The organism is Stenotrophomonas sp. SRS1 (genome assembly GCF_026130205.1).
GTDB classification, from domain to species: domain Bacteria; phylum Pseudomonadota; class Gammaproteobacteria; order Xanthomonadales; family Xanthomonadaceae; genus Stenotrophomonas; species Stenotrophomonas rhizophila_B.
The window spans coordinates 665,439-691,827 of record NZ_JAINFD010000003.1 but is presented as its reverse complement, the minus strand read 5'-3'; the positions used below and the strand labels follow the sequence as shown (position 1 = coordinate 691,827).

General features: G+C 67.7%; 15 protein-coding genes. 12 read left to right on the top strand and 3 right to left on the bottom strand.

Annotated features, from left to right (window positions below; all coding sequences use genetic code 11):
• Positions 1-8 precede the first annotated feature (8 nt).
• The 11 genes from gspD (at position 9) to bcsZ (K4043_RS13915) (ending at position 17,866) form a co-directional block, all read left to right on the top strand.
• Positions 9-2,210 carry a type II secretion system secretin GspD gene (gspD, locus tag K4043_RS13965; RefSeq protein WP_265309657.1) on the top strand — a complete coding sequence of 734 codons (2,202 nt, stop codon included), beginning with the start codon at positions 9-11 and terminating at the stop codon, positions 2,208-2,210.
• 115 nt (positions 2,211-2,325) lie between these two features.
• Positions 2,326-3,192 carry a glycosyltransferase gene (locus K4043_RS13960; RefSeq protein WP_265309656.1) on the top strand — a complete coding sequence of 289 codons (867 nt, stop codon included), beginning with the start codon at positions 2,326-2,328 and terminating at the stop codon, positions 3,190-3,192.
• On the top strand, positions 3,189-4,025 hold the full coding sequence (locus K4043_RS13955) for a glycosyltransferase family 2 protein (protein WP_265309655.1): 837 nt from the start codon (positions 3,189-3,191) through the stop codon (positions 4,023-4,025). Before K4043_RS13960 ends, K4043_RS13955 begins: the two co-directional genes overlap by 4 nt.
• 109 nt (positions 4,026-4,134) lie before the next feature.
• On the top strand, positions 4,135-5,313 hold the full coding sequence (gene pncB, locus K4043_RS13950; protein WP_265309654.1) for a nicotinate phosphoribosyltransferase: 1,179 nt from the start codon (positions 4,135-4,137) through the stop codon (positions 5,311-5,313).
• Between the two features lie 232 nt (positions 5,314-5,545).
• Positions 5,546-6,004, top strand: coding sequence for a cellulose biosynthesis protein BcsD (locus tag K4043_RS13945; RefSeq protein ID WP_123728319.1), 459 nt, complete (start codon positions 5,546-5,548; stop codon positions 6,002-6,004).
• 26 nt (positions 6,005-6,030) lie between these two features.
• Positions 6,031-6,405, top strand: coding sequence for a hypothetical protein (locus K4043_RS13940; protein WP_123728320.1), 375 nt, complete (start codon positions 6,031-6,033; stop codon positions 6,403-6,405).
• A gap of 99 nt (positions 6,406-6,504) precedes the next feature.
• A complete protein-coding gene (gene bcsA, locus K4043_RS13935; RefSeq protein WP_123729662.1) occupies positions 6,505-8,655 on the top strand; it encodes a UDP-forming cellulose synthase catalytic subunit in 2,151 nt (716 codons plus the stop codon).
• Positions 8,652-10,991, top strand: a complete 2,340-nt coding sequence (gene bcsB / locus K4043_RS13930; RefSeq protein WP_260232158.1) for a cellulose biosynthesis cyclic di-GMP-binding regulatory protein BcsB — start codon at positions 8,652-8,654, stop codon at positions 10,989-10,991. Before bcsA ends, bcsB begins: the two co-directional genes overlap by 4 nt.
• A gap of 2 nt (positions 10,992-10,993) precedes the next feature.
• On the top strand, positions 10,994-12,154 hold the full coding sequence (bcsZ, locus tag K4043_RS13925; RefSeq protein ID WP_265309653.1) for a cellulose synthase complex periplasmic endoglucanase BcsZ: 1,161 nt from the start codon (positions 10,994-10,996) through the stop codon (positions 12,152-12,154).
• Positions 12,136-16,617: a cellulose biosynthesis protein BcsC gene (locus K4043_RS13920; RefSeq protein ID WP_265309652.1), complete on the top strand. Its 4,482-nt coding sequence runs from the start codon at positions 12,136-12,138 to the stop codon at positions 16,615-16,617. Before bcsZ (K4043_RS13925) ends, K4043_RS13920 begins: the two co-directional genes overlap by 19 nt.
• A gap of 100 nt (positions 16,618-16,717) precedes the next feature.
• On the top strand, positions 16,718-17,866 hold the full coding sequence (gene bcsZ / locus K4043_RS13915; protein ID WP_265309651.1) for a cellulose synthase complex periplasmic endoglucanase BcsZ: 1,149 nt from the start codon (positions 16,718-16,720) through the stop codon (positions 17,864-17,866).
• Between the two features lie 37 nt (positions 17,867-17,903).
• Here the strand turns inward: bcsZ (K4043_RS13915) and K4043_RS13910 are convergent, their stop codons facing one another.
• Both K4043_RS13910 and ettA read right to left on the bottom strand, forming a co-directional pair.
• The gene (locus K4043_RS13910; RefSeq protein ID WP_265309650.1) at positions 17,904-19,220 is read right to left on the bottom strand and encodes an NCS2 family permease; all 1,317 of its coding nucleotides are present in this window, start codon (positions 19,218-19,220) and stop codon (positions 17,904-17,906) included.
• 93 nt (positions 19,221-19,313) lie between these two features.
• A complete protein-coding gene (ettA, locus tag K4043_RS13905; RefSeq protein ID WP_121042662.1) occupies positions 19,314-20,978 on the bottom strand; it encodes an energy-dependent translational throttle protein EttA in 1,665 nt (554 codons plus the stop codon).
• Positions 20,979-21,213: 235 nt separating this feature from the next.
• Between ettA and K4043_RS13900 the strand changes: the two genes are divergently transcribed.
• Complete coding sequence (locus K4043_RS13900; RefSeq protein ID WP_265309649.1) at positions 21,214-21,690, top strand: RcnB family protein; 477 nt, start codon at positions 21,214-21,216, stop codon at positions 21,688-21,690.
• Positions 21,691-21,784: 94 nt separating this feature from the next.
• Here the strand turns inward: K4043_RS13900 and K4043_RS13895 are convergent, their stop codons facing one another.
• Positions 21,785-26,386, bottom strand: coding sequence for an MBG domain-containing protein (locus K4043_RS13895; RefSeq protein ID WP_265309648.1), 4,602 nt, complete (start codon positions 26,384-26,386; stop codon positions 21,785-21,787).
• Positions 26,387-26,389: the final 3 nt, after the last annotated feature.

Sequence of the window (26,389 nt, the reverse complement as noted above, 5' to 3'; positions counted from 1 at the left end):
GTGACAGCATGACCCTGCGCCTTTTCCCCGTGTCTTTCCTTGTCGCCCTGCTGGTGGGCTGCACCACCGTGCCCGCGCCGGAGGTGCGCCGCGATGCGGTCCTCGACAGCCACCAGGTGGTCGCCGGTGACGGATCCCGCGCAGGCGTCGATGCCGAGCCACTGGGAACCAGCGGTGCACCGCAGGCGGTGATCCGCCGCGGCACCGGCACGATGATCAACCGCAGTGCCGCCGCCGCGCCGCAGCCGTCGCTGGGCAATGCCTCCACCGGCAATGCGACCTTCAACTTCGAAGGTGAATCGGTGCACGCCGTGGTCAAGGCGATCCTCGGCGACTTCCTGGGCCAGAACTACGTGATCGCACCGGGTGTGCAGGGCACGGTGACCCTGGCCACGCCCAAGCCGGTGTCCTCGGCGCAGGCCTTGAACCTGCTGGAAATGGTGCTGGGCTGGAACAACGCGCGCATGGTCTACAGCGCAGGCCGCTACAACATCGTGGCAGCCGATCAGGCGCTGGCTGGCACCGTGTCCCCCAGCACCGCCTCGCCGGCCAATGCGCGTGGCTTCGAAGTGCGCGTGGTGCCGCTGCAGTACATCTCCGCCACCGAGATGAAGAAAGTGCTGGAGCCGTACGCGCGCCCGAACGCGATCGTCAACGTCGACAACGGCCGCAACGTGATCACCCTCGGCGGTACCCGCAGCGAACTGGAGAACTACCTGCGCACTGTCGAGATCTTTGACGTGGACTGGCTCTCGGGCATGTCCGTGGGCGTGTTCCCGATCCAGTCCGGCAAGGCCGAGCAGGTGGCCGCCGATCTGGAAAAGGTGTTCGGCGAGGAGAGCAAGACCCCCAGTGCCGGCATGTTCCGCTTCCTGCCGCTGGAGAATGCCAACGCGGTACTGGTGATCACCCCGCAGGCGCGTTACCTCGACCAGATCCAGCAGTGGCTGGACCGCATCGATACCGCCGGTGGCAACGCGCGGCTGTTCTCCTACGAGCTGCGCTACGTCAAGGCCAAGGACCTGGCCGAGCGCCTGGCCGAGGCCTTCGCCAACGAGAATGGCCGCAGCGGTCGTGGCAGCAGTTCGCTGGCGCCGGGCGCGTCGCCGATGGACCTCGGCAGCCGCGATGGCAACATCAACAGCAACAACAGTTTCTCCAACACGGGCAGCAGCAACGGCAGCAGCCGCGGCGGGTTGGGCGATGGCACGATGAACCTGCCGCAGCGCCAGTCCGGCAACGCCAGCTTCAGCCTGGAAGTGCAGGGCGATACGGTCGGCGTGTCGGCGGTGGAAGAAACCAACACCTTGCTGGTGCGCTCCACCCCACAGGCCTGGCGCTCCATCCGCGAAGTGATCGAAAAGCTCGACGTGATGCCGATGCAGGTCCACATCGAAGCGCAGGTGGCCGAGGTCGCGCTGACCGGCGATCTCAGCTATGGCGTGAACTGGTTCTTCGAGCAGGCCGTGGCCACCGGCAAGACCGAGAGCGGGATCGACCTGCCCAGCGCGCTTGGCCGTTCTATCTGGGGCAGCATTTCCGGCACCGTCGGCGATGGTGGCGTGGGCTGGACCTTCCTCGGCAAGAATGCCGCCGCGGTGGTCAGCGCGCTGGACAAGGTCAGCAACCTGCGCCTGCTGCAGACCCCCTCGCTGTTCGTGCGCAACAACGCCGAAGCCACCCTCAACGTGGGCACCCAGATTCCGATCAACTCGGTGTCGGTCAATACCGGCGTGGGCGGCGACAACACCTACAGCCAGGTCCAGTACCTGGATACCGGCGTGATCCTCAAAGTGCGCCCGCGGATCACCCGCGATGGCGTGGTGTTCCTGGACATCGTGCAGGAGGTCAGCTCGGCCGGCGCGATCCCCAGCGGCTGCGACCCGACCCGCACCACCTGCAACCCGCCGATCAATACCCGCAAGATATCCACAGAAGCGGCGGTGCAGAGCGGTGACACCATCATGCTCGCCGGCCTGATCACCAATTCCGATGACGATGGCGCCAATGGCGTGCCTGGCTTGAGCCGGATCCCTGTCATTGGCGCGCTGTTTGGCAGCAAGACAAAGAAATCCGGGCGCTCCGAAGTGATCGTGCTGCTGACCCCGACCATCGTGCGCAACGCGCAGGAGTCGCGCAACCTGACCGACGAATACAGCAGCCGCTTCCGTGCGATGGAGCCGTTCCCCGAGCCCAAGGCCAAGCGCTGAGCGATGCCAGGCCCCTGCTGTCATCGCAGGGGCCGATCTTGTTACGCTGGCCGCGCCCAGGGGAGCCCGCGATGAGACAGCGACACGGCGAAGACGGCAGCACGCAGAGGTCCGCATGAGCACGGTCATCCTGCTGCCGATCGGGGTCGACGATGCCGCGCTGGACCGCTGCCTGGCCGCGCTCGATGCCGGCACCGCAGCGGGCACCGCGATCTGGCTGGCCGACGATGGCCAGGCCGGCCCGCGCGCCCAGGCCGTGATCGAACATTGGCTTGCACAGACGCCGCTGCAGGCCGAGTACACCCGCCGTGCCCGCGCGATCGGCGAAGTCGCCCATCTGGATGAAATGCTCGCGGCATGTACCGGCGCCGACGTGGTGGTGCTCGCCCCGGATGCGATCCCGGCACCGGGCTGGTTGCAGCAGCTGGAGGCGTGCCTGGCCCGCGATGCCTCGATCGGCTCGGCCACGCCGTGGTGCAATGCCGGTGAGACGGCCGCTTGGCCGCGTCTGGGCGAGATCAATCCGCTGCCCGACGACCTCGATCTGGCCCCGCTGGCCCAGGCCTGTGCGGTGATGCCGCCATTGCATCCCGAACTGCCGTCTGCGGTGACCCACGCGGTGCTGTTGCGTGGAAATGCCCGGCGCAAGGCCGGTGGGCTGGACATGCACAGCTACGCGTCGTGGAATGCGGCGCTGATCGACCTCAGCCTGCGCATGGCCGGGCTCGGTTGGCGCAACGCACTGTGCGAGACCGCCTTCGTCGCCCGCGTGGCCGAAGGCGTGACCGGCGAGGGTGACATGGAGGCGTTGGCGACGCGCTGGCCGGCCTGGCCGCCGCGACTGGCCGGCTTTCTGATGGCCGATCCACTGCAGAAGGCGCGCCACGATCTGCAGCAGCACCACCGGCAGGCGATAATGCCCAGGGCGCAGGGCGATCTGTTCGCGCCGCCTGTCATTGCCGCCCCGGAGTCCCCCGTTTGAGCCCTGCCATCGCCGCCATCATCGTCAGCTACCAGAGCGCCAGCACGCTGGACGCCTGCCTGCTGCGCCTGCGCGAGGCGCGCGACATCGCCGAAATCCGCGTGGTCGACAACGACTCCACCGACGGCACCCTGGAGATCGTGCAGCGCCATGCCAGCGCCGATCCGCGGGTCCGCTTCATCGCCAACCCGGACAACCCGGGCTTTGCCGCGGCCAACAACCAGGGCGTGGCCGACAGCCAGGCACCCTGGCTGGCCTTCATCAACCCCGACCTGATGGTCGGCCCCGAGACCCTGGCCCAACTGCGCGAACGCGCGCTGCCGCTGGGCGATTGTCTGCTGGGGGTCGAGCAGGTGGACGAAGACGGTCGCCCTGACGCCGCGGTGCGCCGCCGTGATCCGGAGTTCGCCGCGATGTTGCGCAACCCCGGGCAGGGCGGAAAACTGGCCATCCCCGTCGACCGCAGCCAGCCGCTGCAGGTGGTGCCGGCCCTGTCCGGCGCATTGCTGTTGATGCCGCGCGCCCTGTTCGACCGGATCGGTGGGTGGGATGCGGGCTACCGCCTGCACGCCGAGGATCTGGACCTGTGCCGGCGCGCACGCGAGGCCGGCGCGGTGATCGCGATCGCCAACGACCTGCAGGTCACCCATGTACGCGGTGTCTCCAGCCGCTCACGGCCGTTCTTCGTGGAGTGGCACAAGCACCGCGGGCTGTGGCGGTACTTCCGGAAATTCGAGGCGCCGCAACGTGCCTTTCCGGTGCGCTGCGCTGTGTGGGGCGCGATCTGGGCGCATGCCCTGGCCCAAGTCCCGCGGCTGTTGCGTCGCCGGTAGTCCCGCCCCGTCAATCCCCCATCAGGGGCGAGCGCTGGCGTGAACGCTGCCCGCCGCGGTAGCGGCCGACCGTTGGTCGGTGCCTGATGGCGGGCGCATAATCCCCGGCATGATCATCCAGTCCCTGCTCGACACCGACCTGTACAAGTTCACCATGATGCAGGCGGTGCTGCATCAGTACCCCGGCGCGCAGGTGCAGTACCGGTTCAAGTGCCGGACCCCGGGCATCGACCTGGCGCAGTTCATCGACCAGATCAACGCCGAGATCGACCACCTGTGCAGCCTGCGCTTCAGCGCCGAAGAGCTGGATTACGTGCGTGGCCTGCGCTTCGTCAAACCGGATTTCGCCGATTTCCTCGGTCTGTTCCACCTGGACCGCAAGTACATCGCGCTGCGCCCCTCGACCACCGTGCCCGGTGAGATCGATCTGGACATCACCGGGCCGTGGCTGCACACCATCCTGTTCGAAGTCCCGCTGCTGGCGATCATCAACGAGGTCTGGTTCCGCAACACCACCGACTCGGATTTCAGCGAGGGCGAGCGCCGCCTGCAGGCCAAGACCGCGCTGCTGCGCGATACCCCCGGCTTCGAACTGTGCCGGATCGCCGATTACGGCAGCCGCCGCCGTTACTCGCGCGAGTGGCACGGGCGGATGCTGCCGATGCTGCGCGACGCGCTCGGTGCGCAGTTCGTGGGCACCAGCAACGTGCACTTCGCCCGGCTGTACGGCATGACCCCGCACGGCACGATGGCCCATGAGTACCTGCAGGCGTTCCAGGCACTCGGCCCGCGCCTGCGTGACTCGCAGGTGGCCGCGCTGGAATCCTGGGCGCGCGAGTACCGCGGCGACCTCGGGATCGCGCTGTCGGACGTGGTCGGTCTGGAGGCCTTCCTGCGCGACTTCGACATGTACTTCTGCAAACTGTTCGACGGCGTCCGCCACGATTCCGGGGATCCCTTCACCTGGGGCGATCGCATGCTGGCGCACTTCGAAAGCCGCCGGGTGGATCCACGCAGCAAGGTGCTGGTCTTCAGCGACGGGCTCAACATCGAAAAGTTGATGCAGCTGTTCGATTACTTCCGCGGCCGCTGCCAGGTGGCCTTCGGGGTCGGCACGCACCTGACCAATGACCTGGGCCCGACCCCGCTCAACATCGTCATCAAGATGGTCCGCTGCAATGGCCAGCCGGTCGCCAAGCTGAGTGATTCACCCGGCAAGAGCATGTGCGACGACCCGGGCTATCTGGCGTATCTGCGCCAGGTCTTCGAGCTGCCCGCCGAGGGTTGAGCAGTGCACCGGCGCGGCAATGGCTGCCGCCGGACACCCGTCAACCCCGATTCCGTTCAGCCCGGCCGGGGCAGGTGACGCTGCGCGTCAGGAAGCGACGCGGCGCGCTCGCTATGCAGGAAAGCCAGATGTGCCACAATAATATGAGGCGCAGATCACACTTTTGACCGACATCGATGCCGGTAATTGCCCGTACGCCGCCTCCGCATCGTGGTTCGTCTAGGCTTCCCGGATGAATGCATCAGCACCACTCGATTACTACCGTACCCACGCCTGCTCTCGCCAGTGGCGCGGCTTCCTGCTGGCGCTCTGCGAAGAGTTCGACAGTGCGTTGCCCGATGCCGAACTGGCGCGCTTGATGGCGCGGATCGGTGAACGCTTCGGCCGTGCCCATGCACTGCCGGCGGCAGCGACCCTGGAGGAACTGCAGGACGCCGCCAACGCGGTGTGGTCCTCTGCCGAGTGGGGCCAGGTGGCGTTCGAGGAATTGCCGGAACAGGTTCACATTCACCATGCCGCCTCGCCGTTGTCGGCGGTACTCGGCGGCCGCGTCGGGTGGGATACTGGTTTTCTGGAAGGTGTCTACCGGCAATGGTTCCGCGCCGCCGGGATGGTGTCGGTACTGGATGTCCGGCACCTGCAAAGCGACAACCCGGATGTAGCGACATACACGCTGTCGCGTGTGTTCTGAATCTCTCTCCCCCCTTTGATGGTGCCATGAGCAAGCTTCTGCAACATGCCGATACAGAGAGCCACGACGATGACGTGGCCGGCCTCTTCAACCGCTTGGGCGGCCGCGATGACACGCGTGCCTACCAGGATTTCTCCCACAGCCGGGCACGCGCCAGCACACCGGCCCGACCGCGCGATGAGGCGCCGCCGCCGCTTCCGGCCGCGAGCCTGACCCCGGTCGTGAGCGCCGCGCCGGTCAGTGCCGCGGCGATCGCACCGGTCCAGGCCGCTTCGGTGGAGACACCGGCACCGGCTACGCCGGCACGGAGCACACCGCTGGAACAGCTGTTCCAGCGCCTGGCCGGTGCGCGTAGCGCGACGCCGGAGCACAGTCCGCTGAGCCGGCTGCGCGGGGCGTGAAACGTAGCCGGTGATCGATCGCCGCGCCCTCCGGGGTGGGGCGGGAGTGCCGGCTGATGCAAGGGGATGCCGCGCTCTGCGGCCGTGTTGGGGAACATCATGAGCAAAACTTCCACCCCGAGAGGGGATGCCGTTCTGGCCCGCTTGGCGCTGCTTGCGCTGGTGGTCGGCGGCGCCATGCTGCTGGCCTTCGTGATCACCGTGCCCATGGAGATCGGTCAGCAGTTTCTGTTCTCTGCGGTGGTGTTCCTGATCGCCCTGTGCCTGCGCAACCGCGAAAGCCGGTTGATCCCGCTGGTGTTGATGGGTCTGTCGCTGGTGATGTCCACGCGCTACATGTACTGGCGCCTGACCGACACCATGGGCATGAGCAGCTTCGTCGATCTCACCCTGGGGCTGGGCCTGGTGGCCGCCGAGGTGTACTCGTTCATCGTGCTGGTGCTGGGCTACTTCCAGGTGGCCTGGCCGCTGCATCGCAAGCCGATGCCGCTGCCGGAAGATCAGTCGCTGTGGCCCACCGTGGATGTGCTCATCCCGACCTACAACGAGCCGCTGTCGGTGGTGCGTACCACCGTGCTGGCCGCCACCGTGCTGGACTGGCCGGCCGACAAGCTCAACATCTACCTGCTTGATGACGGCCGCCGCGAGGAATTCCGCGAATTCTGCGAAGAGATCGGGGTGAAGTACATCACCCGTACCAACAACAATCACGCCAAGGCCGGCAACATCAATGCGGCGTTGAAGAAGACCAGCGGCGAGTACGTGGCGATCTTCGATTGCGACCACATGCCGACCCGCTCGTTCCTGCAGATGTCGATGGGCTGGTTCCTGTTCGACGAGAAGATGGCCGTGGTGCAGACGCCCCATTACTTCTTCTCGGCCGATCCGTTCGAGCGCAACCTGGGCAACTTCGGGCGGGTGCCCAACGAAGGCGAGCTGTTCTACGGCCTGCTGCAGGATGGCAACGACCAGTGGAACGCGACCTTCTTCTGTGGCTCCTGCGCGGTGATCAAGCGCGGACCGCTGGAGGAAGTCGGTGGCGTGGCCGTCGAAACCGTCACCGAGGATGCGCACACCGCGATCCGTCTGCACCGTGCCGGGTATCGCAGCGCCTACATCCCGGTGCCGCAGGCGGCCGGCCTGGCCACCGAGAGCCTGTCGGCACACGTTGGCCAGCGCATCCGCTGGGCCCGTGGCATGGCGCAGATCCTGCGGGTGGACAACCCCATGTTCGCCAAGGGGCTGAGCCTGATGCAGCGCATCTGCTACACCAACGCGATGCTGCATTTCTTCTATGGCCTGCCACGGATCATCTTCCTGACCGCACCGCTGGCCTTCCTGTTCTTCGGCGCCCACGTCATCCACGCCTCGGCGCTGATGATCCTGGCCTACGCGCTGCCGCACATCGTGATGGCCAACCTGACCAACCTGCGCGTGCAGGGCAAGCATCGCCATCTGCTGTGGAACGAGGTCTACGAGACCACCCTGGCCTGGTACATCCTGCGCCCGACCCTGATGGCGGTGATCAACCCCAAGCTGGGCAAGTTCAACGTGACGGCCAAGGGCGGGCTGGTCCAGCGCAGCTATTTCGATGCGCAGATCGCCCGCCCGTATCTGCTGCTGCTGTTGTTGAACCTGCTGGGCGTGGTGGCCGGCATCGTGCGGATGGTGATGGCCGATACCAGCGGCGAGGTCAATACGATCTGGTTGAACCTGGGTTGGACCGTTTACAACATGATCATGCTGGGCGCGGTGATCGCCACCTCCAGCGAACAGCGCCAGATCCGCCGCTCGCACCGCGTGCCGCTCAACATGCGCGCTGTATTGCACCTGCCCGATGGCCAGGCACTGCCGTGCCGCACGCTGAACTTCTCCACCGGTGGCATGGCGCTGCGGCTGGACCAGTCCCAGCCCGTGCAGCCGGGTACGTACGTGGAGGTCGAACTGGCCCATCGCCAGCGCAGCGAGCGCCTGCCGGCCGAAGTGCGGCATGACCGTGACGACCAGGGCATCAGCATCCAGTTCGGCGAGCTGACCCTGGAGCAGGAACGCTGGCTGGTCACCTCCACCTTCGCCCGTGCCGACATCTGGGTGAAGCTGTGGGGTCGCCATGACCGCGACACGTTCCTGCGTTCCACCACCGACGTCCTCAAGGCCAGCATGCGCGGCTTCCACCGCCTGGGCCAGTTCGTTCTTGCGGGGGGCCGCAACGACGGTCCCACCCCGCCGCGCACCGGAGATTCCGCATGACCCGTCGTCACCGTTCCCTGTTCCGCCCGGTGCGCATGCCGCGTCCGTCCGCCGCAGCGGTGGCGTTCACCCTGACCCTGCTGTGTGGCGCGGTCTACGCGCAGGATCCTGCGGTACCTGCACCGGCCACCCCCGTCGCCGCACCCGCCGATGCCGCCCCGGCAGTGCCCGTGGCGCCCGCCGCGCCGGCGGCCGGTTCGCGGCAGAGCCGCGCCACGCTCAAGCAGCTCGGCATCGATTACGAGATCACCCTGCGCGGCATCCAGGGCACCGCTGGCGTGCCGTTCTCGGTGCGCAACGACCAGGTGGTCGATCGGGCCTCGCTCCATCTGAAATACAGCTATTCACCGGCGCTGCTGCCGGATCTGTCGCACCTGAAGGTCACCGTCAACGACGTCACCGTGGCGACCCTGCCGACCCCGGTCGAGCAGGCCGGGCGGATGATCGAGCGCGACATCGACATCGATCCGCGCATGATCATCGACTACAACCGCATCAACCTGCAGTTGATCGGTCACTACACGCGCGAGTGCGAAGACCCTGACCACACCAGCCTGTGGGCCAACATCGACGCCGGCAGCTATCTGGAACTGGGCTGGGCCCCGCTGCAGCTGACCAATGATCTGTCGCTGCTGCCGGTGCCGTTCTTCGATGCCCGTGACACCAACCGGCTGGAACTGCCGTTCGTGTTCACCGGGCAGCCGGGACAGGGCCTGCTGCAGTCGGCCGGTATCGTCTCCTCGTGGTTCGGCGCGCTGGCCGGCTATCGCGGTGCGCTGTTCCCGGCCTCGATCGATACCGTGCCGCTGGAAGGCAATGCGGTGGTCGTGGCGACCCCGCGCAACCCGCCGGCCGGCCTGGTGCTGCCCGACATCAGCGGGCCGACCCTGGCCGTGATCGCCAATCCGAACGATGCCAACGGCAAGTTGTTGCTGGTGCTCGGCCGCGATGACGGTGAGCTGCGCATCGCCGCCACCGCGCTGACCCTGGGCACGCCGTTGTCCGGACCGACCGCCAGCATCGGCGATTTCAAGGAGATCGCGCCGCGCAAGCCGTATGACGCGCCGAACTGGATTCCCAGCGATCGCCCGGTGCGCGTCTCCGAACTGGTCCAGCAGACCAGCGAGTTGAATGTGGTCGGCTATCACCCGGACCTGATCCGGATCGGCCTGCAGCTGCCACCGGATCTGTTCACGTGGCGCCGTGACGGCATCCCGCTGGACCTGCGCTACCGCTACACGCTGCCGGAAGGGGCGAACAAGTCGGCGCTGAACATCAGCATCAACGATGCCTTCGTCACCACGCTCCCCTTGAACGGCCGCCCGGCACCGCGCTCGGTGTCGGAGATGCTGTGGAACAAGATGAAGGCACCGGGCGTGATGCCGATCCAGCAGAAGGTGATGCTGCCGACCGGCCCGTTCTCGTCCAACAGCCAGCTGCGCTTCCACTTCTTCTTCGACCGCCCGCAGGCGGCCGAGTGCAAGAACACGTTCCCGGATGTGTCCGCGGCGATCGATGGCGACACCAGCATCGACCTGAGCGGCTTCGACCACTACATGGCGATGCCCAATCTGGCCGCCTTCGGTAATGCCGGCTATCCCTTCACGCGTCTGGCCGATCTGTCCGAGACCGTGCTGGTGCTGCCCAACAACCCCACCGCCGATGATGTCGGCAACGTGCTGACCCTGCTCGGCCGCATGGGCGCCTCGACCGGCTACCCGGCGGTGCGCAACCGCATCATCGCCGCGGGCCAGGTGGGCGAACATGCCGATCAGGATCTGGTCGTGCTGGGCTCGCGTCGCAGCCAGCCGCTGTTCGGCGAGTGGGCCGCGCACCTGCCGATCGGCGAGGCGGGGCAGTCGCGTCGCTTCCAGCTGTCGGACTGGGTGTTCGAGCGGATGCCGTCGTTCCTGTCGCCGGATGCGCGCCGTACCGATCTGCCGACCACCGCCGAAGTGTCGGTGCGTCCGGATGCCGGCGATGTCGTGCTGATGGGCTTCGAGTCGCCCCTGCGCAAGGGGCGCAGCGTGATCGCGGTGATGGCCGATGATCCGGCGCAGGTCAATCGCCTGTTCGAGGCATGGTTCGATCCGGACCGCCTGCGTGACTTCCAGGGCAGCGTGGTGCTGCTGCAGAAGGACAAGGTGCGCAGCCTGGCCGGTAACCAGAGTTATTACGTCGGCCACCTCCCGCCGTTGACCTGGCTGCGCTGGTACTTCTCGCAGAGTCCGTTGCTGCTGGCCGGCTTTGTCGGGTTGGCCTGCCTGTTGTTGGCCCTGATTGCACGTTGGCTGCTCAAGCGCAACGCCAAGGCACGCATCCGGGTGTCCGGCTGAGCATGCGCGACACGTCCGTCCCCGCGACGGCGCTCGCGCGCCGCCGCTTTCTGCAGGCACTTGCGGCAGCCGGTGCTGCCGCCGCGTTGCCGCTGGACGCGTGGGCGCAGGCCTGTGGCACGCCGTGGCGCGAGTGGCGCACGTTCGTGGATCGGCACATCGAGCCCGACGGGCGCGTGGTCGATCACCTCAACACGGATCTGCGCAGCACGTCCGAATCGCAGTCCTACGGGTTGTTCTTCGCGCTGGTCGACAACGATCCGGTGCTGTTCGACCGCATCCTGGCCTGGACCCGACGCCAGCTCTGTCGCGGGCGCGCGGATCTCAATCTGCCGGCGTGGCTGTGGGGCCGGGCCGCCGATGGCCAGTTCCGCGTGCTCGACCCCAACACCGCCTCCGATGGTGAGTTGTGGATCGCGTATGCGCTGCTCGAAGCCGGTCGCTTGTGGAAGCGCCCGGGCCTGGTCGAGGCCGGGCGCCAGACGCTCGCGCTGATGCGCACAGCCGAAATCGTCGAGCTGCCCGGATTCGGGCCGATGCTGCTGCCCGGCAATCGCGGCTTCGTGCAGGCCGACCGCTGGACGCTCAATCCGAGTTACCTGCCGCTGTTCGTGCTGCGCCGCTTCGCCGCCGTCGATGCACGCGGTCCGTGGGCGCGGCTGGCCGAGCGCAGCGTGGCGATGACCCGCGCCAGCGCTCCGGTGGGATTTGCGCCGGACTGGATCGCCTGGAACGGCAAGGCCTTCGTGGTCGACGCCGGCAAAGGCGGGATCGGCAGCTACGATGCCATCCGCTGCTACCTCTGGGCCGGGATGACCGACCCGGCCGATCCGTTGCGGCGCAGCTTGCTTGATGGCCTGTCCGGCCCGCTGTCGATGCTGCGCGCGCAGACCGGCTTTGCCGAGAAGATCGACACGCGCCTGGGCGTCGGCACCGGCGCACCCTCGCCGGGCTTTGCCGCGGCGCTGTTGCCGTATCTCAGTGCACTTGGCCAACCTGCACTGGCCAAGGCACAGCTGGCGCGCATCCCGACCGGCACCCTCAACTATTACGATCGTGCCCTGGTGCTGTTCGGCAAGGGCTGGATGGATCGCCGCTACCGTTTTTCTGTCGATGGGCGACTGCTGCCCGCGTGGAGTTCGCCATGTTCCGCAAGACCCTGACCCCCCTTTGCCTGGTTGGCCTGTGCGTGTTGACCGTGCCGGCCTTCGCGCAGAACGCATCGTCCACGCAGCAGCTGGTCAGCCAGGGCAATTACTGGCAGGACCAGGGCCGTGAGGATCTGGCGGCCGATGCCTGGCGCAAACTGCTGGCGACCGATCCCAACCAGGCCGACGCACTGCTCGGCCTGGGCCTGATCGACCTCAATCAGGGCCGCCGTGCCGAGGCACAGAAGCGGCTGCAGCAGCTGCAGGCACGCCACCCGTCCTCGGCGCAGGCCACGCGCCTGCGCATGGCGCTCGGCGGTGGCGGCGGTGGCAACCAGCTGCAGACCGCGCGCCGTGCGGCGGCGGCCGGTCGCTACGTCGAAGCGGTACGCGCCTATGAAGAGGCCTTCGGTGCGGGCGGCCCGCCCAATGATCTGGCGCTGGAGTACTACCAGGTGCTGGCCGGTACACCGGAAGGCTGGACCCGCGCGCGCGATGGCCTGCGCCGTATCGCCACCGGCAACAACAACCCGGCCAAGCTCGCGCTGGCCCAGGTGCTGACCTACCGCGAGCCGACCCGCCGCGAGGGCATCGCCCAGCTGCGTACGCTCAGCCAGGCCAACGACACCGCCGGCCCCGCGCGCGCGGCCTGGCGCCAGGCGCTGCTGTGGCTCAACGCCACCACCGCCGATGCCGGGCTGTATCAGGCCTTCCTGGACGTCGTACCCAACGATCGTGAAGTGGCGGCCAAGCAGGCGCAACTGCGCGAGCAGGCTGTGGCCAACCGTCCCGTGCCGCAGGACCCGAACCAGCGCCTGCTCGGCGAGGGCTTCCGCGCGCTGGACAGCAACAATCTGGCCCAGGCCGAAGCGCGTTTCGCGCAGGTGCTGCGCGCGCGGCCGCGCGATGCCGAGGCACTCGGTGGGCTGGGTTCGGTACGCCTGCGCCAGGAACGTTTCGGTGAAGCCAATGAACTGCTGCGTCCGGCCGCTGCGATCAACGGCAAGTGGCGCAGCGCGGCTGATGCCGCGCGCTACTGGCTGACCCTGCAGGAGGTGCGTCGCCAGCCCAGCGGCGATGCCATCGCCCGTGTGCAGCAGGTCATCGCGCTGCAGCCGAAGGAGCCTGCGGGTTACGTTGCGCTGGCCGACCTGCAGAGCGGCAGCGATCCGGCCGCGGCCGAGCGCAGCTACCGCAAGGCACTGGAACTGGATGCCGGCAATGCCGGTGCGTTGCAGGGCCTGGTCGGCCTGCTTGGCCGTCTTGGCCGCGCCGATGAAGCAGCCGCACTGTTCGACCGGCTGACCCCGGCCCAGCAGGAAAGCGCCGGTGGCCAGTCCGTGCTGCGTGCCAACCTCGCCCGCGCCCGTGCGCAGCAGGCCTTGGCCGAAGGCAGCATCGAGATGGCGCAGATCGAATTGGAAGACGCGCTGCTGGTACAGCCGCGCGATCCGTGGCTGCGGCTGGAACTGGCGCGGCTGTACACGCGCGCGGGCCGTCCGGACCAGGCCAACGGGGTGATTGAAGGGCTGCGCGCGCTGGACGACAGCTCGGCGACGTCGCTGTATGCCCAGGCCCTGTTCGCCCAGGAAAGCAGCGATTGGCCGCGGGCCTACGCGCTGCTCGAACGCATTCCTACCGCCTCGCGTGATTCTGAAATGACCGCGCTGCATGACACCGCGTGGGTGCAGGTGCAGGCCGCCCAGGCGCGCTCACTCATGCAGCGCCAGCGCAGTGGCGAAGCACAGTTGCTGCTGGCCCGCGCCGAAGCCGCACTTGGTGACCGGGTCAAGAATCCGTCCATCGTGGCCGCGTTGGCCGGTGCCTACGCCGACATCGGCAGCCAGCAGCGCGCCCTCGTGCTCGCGCAGCGCCTGATCGAAGGCGGTTCGCCCAGCGTCGACAACCGCCTGGAATACGCCTCGGTGCTGTTGCGCGCCGGTCGCGATGGCGAAGTCGCCGCGATCCTGCGCCAGCTCGCCGACGTGCCGCTCTCGGCGGGCCAGCAGACCCGTTTGAACGATCTGCGCAGCGGTTACGTGCTGCGCCAGGTCGATGCGCTGCGCGAGCTTGGCAATCTTGAAGGCGCGTACGCCGTGTTGGCGCCGGCGTTGGCCGAGCGCCCGCAGGACCCGCGCAACATCGCCGCGCTGGCGCGGCTGTATGCCGCCGCGGGCGACAACGGCCAGGCCCTGGCGCTGTATCAGCAGCAGCTGCAGCTGGCGCCGGGCGATCTGGATGCGATGGTGGCCGCTGCCGGCAGTGCTGCGGCGATGCGTGACATGGACCTGGCCGAACAGTATCTGGAGCGCGCGCTGAAGCAGGCGCCGGAATCGCCGGATGTGTTGGCGGCCGCAGGCCGCGTGTATCGCGCGGCCGGCAAGAACCGCCGCGCCGAAAGCTACTTCCGCGCGTCGCTGGCGGCTGCTGCGAAGGGCAGTGGCCAGCTCGACAACGGCTACCCGCAGGCCAGCACCGCGATGCTGGCAGGCGGTGGCAGTTTCAACCCGTTCGCCGGGCTCAACCGTGGCGGAGGCACCCGTACCGCGGCGCTGCGCGACGGTGGCCTGCCGTTGCCGGCCGCCACCGCACGCCTGGCTGCCGAGCCCCTGCCGATGGACGCCGGCCAAGCGATGGGCATGAGCCTGGGCCTGGCCAGCGTCACCCCGGTAATCGATGCCGATGGCCTGCCGGAACCGGTCATGGCCACGGCCGCGGCCAGCGGCGGTGTCGCCCTGCCGTTGCCGGTGCCCGGCTCGCGCCAGGTGCCCAGCCAGGCGAGTGCGCCGCGCGCCTCGCGCAATACCGCGCTTGGTCCGCTGCCGGCGGCCACCACCGGCAACGGCGTGCTCGATGAACTGCGCGCGCTCAAGGCCGAGAACAGCAGCAGCCTGGCGGTCGGCGCGGCGTATCGCACCCGCGCTGGCGAAGCCGGCATGGGCCAGCTCGATGACCTGCAGGTGCCGCTGGAAGGGCAGTTCGCGGTCGGCGACGGCAAGCTCAAGGTCACCGTCACCCCGACCGTGCTCGATGCCGGGCGCCCGGATCCCGAATACACCAGTGCCAGCCGTTTCGGCGGTGGCCCGCAGGCGGCGCTGGCCGGCGCTCTGGCGGCCGACCGCACGCCGGTCGATGACCTGGTCGGCTCGTCGCTGTACCAGACACTACTGACCCGCGGCGAGAGCAATGCCACCCGCAATCTGATCTACGACCGCGCCCTGGACAACGGCCGTTACCAGGAGCTGTTCAACCAGACCGATGGTTCGCTCACCCAGGCCGAACGTGCGGCGGCCGCGCGTGCGCTGCTGTTTGCCGATCCGCTGCCGAGCTACATCCTCAGCCGCGACCTGGCCAACACGCCGATCAGCGACATCGCCACCCAGGTGCTGGGCAATGCCGGCCTGGTGCGCGGGCTGACGGCGGCCGAGCAGGCCCAGCTCAAGACCCTGTCCCAGGGCGGCGGCGGTTCGCAGACCCCGCAGGCCTTCCAGGACACGCTCTATGCGATGGTGGCCAATGCCGCCGGTGCGCGCCGCATGAGCTCGCAGGATGCCAGCGGTGCCGGCGTCTCGGTCGGCTACGAGCGCGGTGGCTTCCGCGCCGATGTCGGCAGCACCCCGCTCGGCTTCGATGACACCCAGATCGTCGGTGGCATCGGCTACCGCGGCCAGATCGGCGACGCGCTGACCTGGTCCGGCGAAGCCTCGCGCCGCGCCGTGACCGACAGCCTGCTGTCGTTCGCCGGGGTGGAAGACGGACGCAACGGGCTGCGCTGGGGCGGGGTGACCGCCAGCGGCGCCAAGCTCGCCGCGACCGTCGACAACGGTCAGTTGGGCGGCTACGCCAGTGCGTCGTGGCATCGCCTGGAAGGCGAGAACGTGGCCGACAACGACCGCCAGGAAGTCGGTGTGGGCGTCTACGTGCACGCGCTGGAAACCACCAACCAGTCGCTGACCGCCGGCCTGAACCTGACCGCGATGCAGTACGACCGCAACCTCAGCGGCTTCACCTACGGCCACGGTGGCTACTTCAGCCCGCAGCGTTATGTGGATGTCGGCTTCCCGGTGCACTGGAACGGTCGTACTTCCAGCGGCCGCGTGGCCTGGCAGCTGGATACCAGCGTCGGCGTACAGCACTTCAAGGAAGAGGCCGCGCCGTACTTCCCGACCGATCCGGCGATGCAGCAGGCCGCCTACGAGGCCGCCTCGATGGCCGCGCTGCTCGGCCTGACCACCGAGTACGTCGACCCGGTCTACACCGGCCAGACCAAGACCGGCGTGTCCTACAACCTCAGCGCCGCCGCCGAATGGCAGCTGTCCTCGCAACTGTTCCTGGGCGGGCGCATGGAGTTCAACAACGCGCGTGACTACCGGCAGTTCGGCACCAGCCTGTACCTGCGCTTCCTGCTCGACCGCCTCGGCGCCGGGCTGGGTAAGCAGCCGCAGCCGCTGCGCTCGCCGTACGCCTCGGGTGAATGATCGCCGTCATGCGCTGATGACCGGCCCGCTGCCAGGCTTTACCTGGCCGCGGGTGTCCCGCAGGCTTGGCGGGTTCCTTCTGCGAAGAGGCTGATGTCCCGTGACTGATTCCCGAGCGTTCCACCCGATGCGCCGCCGCCTGCTGCAGGCGCTGGCCGTGACCCCGCTGCTGGCCTGTTCGGCCAATGGTCCGGCACGTGGCCCCGGCCCGTGGACCGCGTGGCAGGTGATGCGCGCCTCCAGCGTGACCCCGGACGGCCGCATGGTCGACCACAACAACGCCGACCAGCGCTCGACCTCCGAAGGCCAGTCCTACGCGCTGTTCTTCGCGCTGGTGGACAACGATCAGCCGCTGTTCGACCGCATCCTGCGCTGGACCGAGGACAACCTCGCCGGCGGCAGCATGGCCCAGCGCCTGCCGGCCTGGCTGTGGGGGCGTGATGCCGCCGCCAGCGCCTGGAAGGTGCTCGACGACAACCCGGCCAGCGACTCGGACGTGTGGCTGGCCTACACCCTGCACGAAGCGGCGCGGTTGTGGAAACGGCCGGCGCTGCGGCAGACCGCCGAGGCGATGCTGGCCGCGATCCTGGCCCAGGAAGTGGTGAATGTGCCGGGGCTGGGCACGATGCTGATGCCAGGGCCGAACGGGTTCGCGACCGAAGATACCTGGCGCTTCAATCCCAGCTACGTACCGTTGCCATTGCTGCGCCGGTTCGCCGCACTGGACCCGACCGGGCCGTGGACCACCGTGATCGGCAACAGTGTGCGACTGCTGCGCGACACTGCGCCGCACGGTTTCGCGCCGGACTGGACGGCGTGGCGCGACGGCGGTTTCATCGCCGATCCGGACAAGGGCCCGCTCGGCAGTTATGACGCGATCCGCTGTTACCTGTGGGCGGGCATGACCGCGGTCAACGATCCCAGCTTCCGCCCGGTGCTGGAGGCGCTCCACGGTCCGCTGACAGTGTTGCGCGACGGCCAGCCGATACCCGAGAAGGTCAACACGCTCACCGGCGCGCGCGAGGGCACCGGCAACTACGGCTTCGAGGCGGCATTGGTGCCGTACCTGCAGGCGCAGGGCGAAGTGGACCGGGCAAAGGTGATGGTGGCTGGCCTGCCCACACCGGAGCAGCAGCGTGCCGCGCCGCCGCGCTATTACGAGCAGGTGCTCAGCCTGTTTGCGCTGGGCTGGTACGAAGGTCGCTACCGCTTCGCCGCCGACGGCCAATTGCGGCCGGCCTGGGTCTGATCCGCCGCCTACCGACCGCGGGTCGGTAGGCGCACCCTCATTCCAGCGCGTAACGCAGCACGAACAACCCGGCCACCAGCCACACCGCCGGGTGCACCTCGCGCCAGCGACCGGTGCCGGCCTTGAGCACCGCATAGGCGATGAAGCCGAAGGCCAGACCATTGGCGATGGAGTAGGTGAACGGCATCGCCAACGCGCACAGCGCGGCCGGCACCGATTCGGTCAGGTCGCCCCAGTCCACATCGACCAGCTCGCGCAGCATCAGCCCGGCCACGAACAGCAGGGCAGGGGCGGTGGCGTAGCCGGGCACCATCGCCGCCAGCGGCGAGAACAACAGGGCGGCCAGGAACAGCGCGGCGACAACCAGCGCGGTCAAACCCGTGCGGCCACCGGCCTGCACGCCCGACGCGCTTTCAGCGAAGGCGGTGGTGCTGCTGGTGCCGAGCAGCGAGCCGGCCACGATCGCGGTGCTGTCGGCCAGCAGCGCACGGCCGAACCGCTTCTGTGCCCCTGGCAGTTTCAGCAGCCCTGCGCGACCGACCACGCCGTACAGCGTGCCGGTGGCATCGAACACCTCCACCAGCACGAACACCAGCACCACCTGCAGCAACACTGCGATCGGCGCGCCGCCGTCGTGGTGCAGCAGGCCGGGCAGGTCCAGCTGCAGGAAGGTCGGGGCCAGACTCGGCGGCAGCGAGATCAGGCCGTGGAACTGCACATCACCGAGCAGCCACGCCGCGCCGGTCACGGCCAGGATCCCGATCAGGATCGCGCCACGCACCTTGCGTGCCTCCAGGATCGCGATCAGCAGGAAGCCTGCCAGTGCCAGCAGCGGCGGCGCGGTGTTGAGTGGGCCCAGTGCGACCAGCGTGTCGGTGTTGGCGATGATCACGCCGGATTTCTGCAGCGCGATGATCGCCAGGAACAGCCCGATGCCGGCCACGATCGCCGCACGCAGCGAGGGCGGGATGCCCGCCACCAACCACGCGCGTACGCCAGTGAGCGACAACACCAGGAACACCAGACCGGATATGAAGACGGCGGCCAACGTCTGCTGCCAGGGCAGGCCGGCGGCGCCGACCACGGTGAAGGCGAAGAACGCATTCAAGCCCATGCCCGGGGCCATGCCGACCGGGAAGTTGGCCGCGAACGCCATCACCAGCGAGCCCAGCGCGGCGGCCAGGCAGGTGGCGACGAACACCGCGCCCGGGTCCATGCCGGTGGTGGCTAGGATGTCCGGATTGACGAAGACGATGTAGGACATCGTCAGGAAGGTGGTCAGGCCGGCCAGCAGTTCGGTGCGCACGGAGGTGCCGTGCTGCTGCAGCTGGAACAGGCGCTCGGGGAGGGACATGGTGGTTATCTCGCGACGATAAGGCGTCACGACCAACGGTCGTGACCTACCGGAATGCAAACGGCCGCGCAGTGCGCGGCCGTTTTTCCTTTCTTATTTCAGCGCCTTGAAGCGCAGGCGCTTCGGCGCGGCGTCGTCGCCCATGCGGCGGCGCTTGTCTTCTTCGTACTCGCGGTAGTTGCCCTGGAAGAACTCCACGTGCGAATCGCCTTCGAACGCCAGGATGTGGGTCGCGATGCGATCCAGGAACCAGCGGTCATGCGAAATCACGAAGGTGTTGCCCGGGAACTCCAGCAGCGCATCTTCCAGCGCACGCAGGGTTTCGATGTCCAGATCGTTGGACGGTTCATCGAGCAGCAGCACGTTGCCACCCTGCAGCAGGGTCTTGGCCATGTGCAGGCGGCCACGCTCACCACCGGACAGCGAGCCGACCAGCTTCTGCTGATCCTGGCCCTTGAAGTTGAAGCGGCCGATGTAAGCGCGCGACTGGATCTCCACACCGTTGATGTTGAGGATGTCCAGGCCGCCAGCGATTTCCTGGAAGACGTTGTGGTTGCCTTCCAGCGCGTCGCGGCTCTGATCCACGTAGGACAGCTTGACGGTCGGGCCGACCACGATCTCGCCGGTATCCGGCTTTTCCTGGCCGGTGATCATCTTGAACAGGGTCGACTTACCGGCACCGTTGGGGCCGATGATGCCGACGATCGCGCCACCCGGGACCAGGAAGTTGAGGTTGTCGAACAGCAGGCGATCACCGAACTTCTTGGAGACGTTCTTGAATTCCATCACCGCATTGCCCAGGCGCTCGCCCGGCGGGATGAAGATTTCATTGGTCTCGTTGCGCTTCTGGTAATCCACCGACTGCAGCTCTTCCAGGCGGGCCAGACGGGCCTTGCCCTTGGTGCGGCCGCCCTTGGCGTTCTGGCGCGACCACTCCAGTTCCTTCTGGATCGCCTTCTGGCGGGACTTCTCCTGGTTGTCTTCCTGACGCAGGCGGTCGTCCTTCTGGGTCAGCCAGTCGGTGTAGTTGCCCTTCCACGGAATGCCGCGGCCGCGATCCAGTTCCAGGATCCACTCGGCGGCGTTGTCCAGGAAGTAGCGATCATGGGTAACGGCCACGACAGTGCCGGTGTAGCGGGCCAGGAACTGCTCCAGCCATTCCACGGACTCGGCGTCCAGATGGTTGGTCGGTTCATCGAGCAGCAGCATGTCCGGCTTCTGCAGCAGCAGGCGGCACAGCGCCACGCGGCGCTTTTCACCACCGGACAGGGTGCCCACGATGGCTTCCCACGGCGGCAGGCGCAGCGCGTCGGCGGCCACGTCCAGCTGGTTTTCCAGGGTGTGTGCATCGCCGGCGGCGAGGATCGCCTCCAGGCGCTCCTGTTCCTTGGCCAGCTTGTCGAAGTCGGCGCCTTCCTCGGCATAGGCCAGGTAGACGGCGTCCAGCTGGGCCTGGGCCTGCAGCACTTCGCCCACGCCTTCCTCGACGGATTCACGCACCGTCTTGGTCGGGTCCAGCTCCGGTTCCTGGGCCAGGTAGCCGACCTTGATGCCGGCCTGCGGGCGGGCTTCGCCCTCGAAATCGGTATCCACGCCGGCCATGATCTTGAGCACCGTCGACTTGCCGGAGCCGTTCAGGCCCAGCAGGCCGATCTTGGCACCGGGGAAGAACGACAGCGAGATGTCCTTGATGATCTGCCGCTTGGGCGGGACCACCTTGCTAACGCGGTTCATGGTGTAGATGTATTGCGAGGACATGAGCTCTCCGAAGGCGCAACCCTGCGCCCGTTCCGGACGGAACAGGAACAGAAGAAGAAAAGGATGGGCCAATTATAGCCGGAAGCGATCAGGACCGCCGGGAGCCAAGGTGCCCGGGGCTTGCCGCCGCCTGAATGCGGGGTCAAACCCATTGAATTGGAAACCGTTTCCAGCCGGAGACCGTTCAGACGCGGTGCGCATGATGGAGCCATCAACCCACCAAGCGAGGCCAGTCATGCGCATGAATCGATTTGTGGTCGGGGCCGTTGCCTCGCTGCTGGCCCTGGGCACCGTGGCCCCGGCCTTCGCCGATGACCATCGTGGACGCGGTCACGACCGCCGCGAGTGGCGTGATGACCGCCGCGACAACCGCCACGATCGCCATGACCGGCACGATCGTCATGACCGTCGCGAGGTCCGCCACGACCGCCGTTACGACCCTCGCTACGACAACCGTGGCTACTACCGTCCGGGCCCGCCGCCGCCGCGTGTGGTCTATCGCCCGGCGCCGGGGTACGGCTCCTACGGCTGGGCGCGTGGCCACCGTTACCGTGAGTACTACGGTGGCCCGGTCTACGTGGTCAACGACTACAGCCGCTATTCGGTGCGCCGCCCGCCGCGCGACCACCACTGGATCCGCGATGATCGCGGCAACCTGCTGCTGGTCGCCATCGCCACCGGGATCATTGCGGATTACGTGATCAACCGGTGAGCCGGATGCGTGATCCGGTAACCTGGCGGTCGAACGCTACATGACAAAAAGGCGCATCCGGTGGATGCGCCTTTTTGCTATCGCACGCCGGCGATCATTCCGGCGGCTGGCGCAGGCAACCTCCGCCCAGGGACGTGCAGCGATCTTCCGCGGGCCTGATGGCCGCACCGTCCATCCGGTACATCGGGGTGGTCGACGGTTCAGCCAGCGGGGACACAGCGACAGCAGGCAGATTCGCCGCGACGTCACGGGCCACCTGCCGTGCCTGCTCTGGCCACACGCCGACGATATCCAGCGTACCGGGGCGATAGCGGATGTCATAGTTGCCCAAGCGCGCGCCCCGCGCATCGCTGGCGAGGATCGCGTAGCGGCCGGGGCGGGCATCGGCATCATCCCCCTCGGTGCGCAACACAACGCTGTCGATGGCATCGCCGTTGAGCAGCCCTTCGGCGGCATGGCCGCTCAATGCGGTGGTCTGGCCAATGCCCCCGCGGGCGTCATTGGCGGTGATGGTCAGCCCGGCCTTGCCGATGGACAGGATTCCGTTGACGTAGGTGATGTCGTAGTTGGACAGCCCGGCGCCGTCGGCATTGCTGGCAGTGATCACGTAGTTGCCGACGTTGGCCATGGCGCTGGATCCGGCACTCGCAAGATCGACCTTGCCCACCGTATCGCCATTGAGCAGGCCATCGAGTTGATAGCCGTTGAGGCCCCCGGTCTGGCCATAGGTCTTTCCGCCGTGGTTGGCGGTGATCGTCAGTGCCCGTGGATCCACCTGCAGGGTGCCGTCGATGAAGCGCAGTGCATAGCCGGATTGCGGGCTGTCGAGTGATCCCTTGCCGATCCACAGCGCATAGGGTGTCGTGGACACATGGGCCGTCGCAGCGGAGCCGGCTGATGTGATCAACGGAGCGCCACCCAACACGCTGCCGATCTGATCCGTCTTGTAAGCCCCGGTTACGCCCTGCATCGCCCCGCTCACGATGTAAGCCTGGCTCAGATCGAGGGCATCGCCATAGGTCTTGCGCAGGTTTGCACCGGTGACGGTCAAGAGAGGTTGGTAGGCGAACAGGTAGCGGTTGCCGCCGGCGGTCGGCGTTGCGAATGCCGGGGTGTTCCAGAGTGCGGTATTGCCGCTGTCGAGGCCGTTGAACTGGTGGTTCAGCATTGGGCTGTCGAGGAAAATGCGCCACTGGCCAGTGCCGCCGCTGACATCGAGCGCGGTGGAGCCGACCTCGTTGACAAAGCGACCCCCTGCGGCGAGGTCGATCGTGTCGGCCCGGATCATGCCGGTGAGGCGCAGCTCGCCACCGCTGCTGGCGCGCAGTGCCCCCGATACCGACGTCGTACCGAGATCGAGCGCACCGTGGCTGGTCGCGGCCAACGAGGACGCAGACACGCTGCCGAACGCCAGCGCATTGCGATCCGTGATCGCCACCGCGCCGGCACCGACGAGGTCGACCTTGCCCCCGAAATCATTGTCGGCGCGCGTCAGGGTGATCGCACCGCCATTCGTCGCCAAGCGTGTGTCGCCCGTGACCTGGAACGCAGCCGACTGGGCGATGCCACCTCTCTCGCTCGCGAGCGACAGGGTGCCACCGCCGTTGCCGTCGTCGATGGTCAGCGCACCGCCGATCGCGATCCGCGCTGCAGCGGCATCCAGCCCGGCAAGCGCATGGCTGCCGCCGACCGCGCCCTCGAAGCGTATGTCGCCGTCGCCGGCGCGCGCGGTCAGGGTATGCCGGCCACTGGCGGTCGAGTCGACTGTGCCGATGAACGCGATGTCGCCCGACGCGCTGTCCAGCGCGGCGTCGGCATCGAGCACGACGCCGCCCCGGTAGGTCTGGTCGCCCGATGTGGTGATGGCAGGCGCCAGGCGGATCGTCGCCGCCTGTACATCAAGGCTGGCCGCGTCCACCTGGCCGAGCACCAGGGTAGTGCTGTCGTGGAGCGCCACGTTGCGACCGCGCGCGTGCACGCGACCACGGAAGTCGTTGCCGGCACCGCGCAGATCCATGTCGCGACCCGCATCGAGGGTCGCTGCGCCGCCTGCAGTGATGCGACCACCGGTCTGTACGATGTCCACGCCGCTCGACAGCGCGAGCGCGCCTGCCGCGGAGACGTCGGCACCGAGCACCAGGCCGTTCGCGCCATGCAGGGACACCGCACCGCCGCCCAGTGCGTGCCCAAGGGCCAATACGCCCGTCTCCGAGCGCAGGGTCACGCGCCCCATGCCCGTAGTGACCGCGGTGGCGAGTTCCAGAATGCCGCCCGCGAGGTCGACATTGCTTCCAGCGCCGCTGGCGAGGTCGACGACCCGCAGGGTGTCTTGGCCGCGCAGGACCACGCCTGCACCGGCGCGCGCGCCCACATCACCGCCGAATCGGTTGCCGGCATGTCCCATGGCGATTGCGTCGACGGCATCGAACGATGCGGCCGCGTCGACGTCGAGTGCGCCAGCCTGGCCGATCGTCGCGCCGCTGTCTGCGGTGAGGCTGCCGCCGACGCGGCCGGCACCAAACACGAGGCCGCCGGTGCCTGCATGCGCGCTCAGGTCGCCGTCGATGTCGAACGTGCCCAGTGAAAGCGCGCTGCCGGTCAGCGCGGCATCACCGGCGACCCTCGCGTTGGCCAGCGTCAGCCCGGCCACGCTGGTCGCGCGCAGGCTGTCCACGGCGATGCCGTCGAGCGCCAGCGTCGATGCGGCATCGACGATTGCAGCGTCGCCATCGAGCCACAGCGTGCCGCCGAAACGGTTGGCGGCGTTGTCGAGCGTGATGTTGCCATCGGCCACGAAGCGGGCGTGGCCGCCGATCTCGTAGGTGCCCTGTTGGGTGTACGCGCTGCCACTGTCCACGGTCAGCGTATCGCTCACGCGGATGGCGTGGGCGGATACCGTCGCGCCCTCGAGCGCCAGCGACTGCAGACGACGGGACGCACCGGCATCGGCCTCCAGCGAAACCGCATCGCGGGCGTCGAGCGTGAGCCGACCGCGACCGTCGGTTTGCGCGTCGAGGAGACCGGTCACGGTGATCGATCCATCCGTGCTGCGCACCGTGTAGTTTCCCCCACGCAGACCGATCGCGCCGAATGCGATGTTGCCCGTGGTATTGAGGTTGCCACCGACCGTCGTCTGGTAGTGGACGCCGCGGGTATCAAACGACGACAGCGCCGTCACGCCGCCGATGTCGCCCGCGAACGCCAACCCGCGGGCGGTGATGCCGAGTGCGTACGCGCCATCCACGCGACCGCTGAAGTCTACGGTGCCGGCGCTACTGGTCAACTGTGTATCGCGTTCAAGCAGGAGGTCGCCATCGTAGCGCTGGTAGCCGAGCGTGGTGACTGGTCCGGACAGCCGCAGCTGCGGCGCCCTTGCAATCAACGCGCTGACGTTCAGCGTGCCGAATCGCAGCATCGCGGCGTCGCTGATGTACACGTTGTTGCCGGCCAGCGACACGATGCCGCCGAAGGCATTGCCGGGGTTGTCCAATTCGATGTCGCTGTTGGTCTGCACCGTCGTCGCGCCGCCCACGTGGAGCGACGCGAACTGCGCCAGTGCGATGCTGTTGCCCACCACCAGATTGCCCTGCACGGTGCCGCCGAGCTTGTGGATGCGGTTGGTGGCCGACCCCAGCGACACGTTCTGCAGAGGGCCGGTAAACTGCAGCGTCCCAGCCGAGAGGGCTCCTGAGTTCTGGGTGACATCGCCTTCGGCGTACAGCGTGGCGGCACCGGCGTAAACGTCGCCGGTCTGCACGATGCCCCCGCCCCGGGCCTGTACCAACAGGCTGCCATCATTGCCCGAGAGGCTGCCGGCGGTGACCAGCCCGCCCACGTTGATCAGGCTTGACAGCAGACCCGGCGCCACCGCCGCCTTCAGGCTGATCGCCCCGGCCTTCAGGGTGCCGCTGTTGTTGATGGCGCTGTTGCCGAACGCGGTGCCGGTTGAAGTGCCGATGCTGGCCAGGTAGTAGCTGATGCCGATGCCGGGCTCGTAGAACTGCAGCTGCGCCTGGTTGGCCGCCAGCAGGTTGATCTGCGCGGCCTGGATGCTGCCGCCATTGGTGATCGCCGCGCCCAGCAGCGAAATCGACCCGTTGGGGGCGCTCAGGGTGCCCTGGTTGATGATCTGCGCCCCGGCCTGGAAACTGCCCTGGAAGTCGTAGACGTCATCGGCCACCCCGCCGTCCAGCGTCATCGTGCTGGCTACCAGGCCACCGACGTTGACGCTGGATCCGGCGCTGAACACGATCCCGGCCGGATTGATCAGGAACACTTGGCCGTGGCTGTTGAGCATGCCGGCGATGGTGCTCGGTGTGCCCGAATGGATCCTGTTGACGGTGACTGCGTTTTTGACGGGCACCATGAAGGTGACGCTATGGGCGTTACCGATGTCGAAGCTGGCCCAGTCGATGATGGCCTTGGCCGAGGTCTGGTCGACGGTGAGCGCGTTGGCACCGTTGGGGGTGATGGTGCCGGCGCCCGTGCTCCAGCTGCCGCCGGTAGGCAGGGTCGCGGCAAGCCCGGCCGGCACCCACAGCGCCATCAGCAGCGGCAGCCAGAGTGGGCGCAGTGCCAACTGCCGCTGCGAGGGCAGGGCAGCACCGGATCCGGCCATGCTGCCACTGGCCAGCTCGGAAGCAACTTGGACGCGGCCCAAAGCACGATTGAAAACAAGGCGATAGATACGATTCATGGT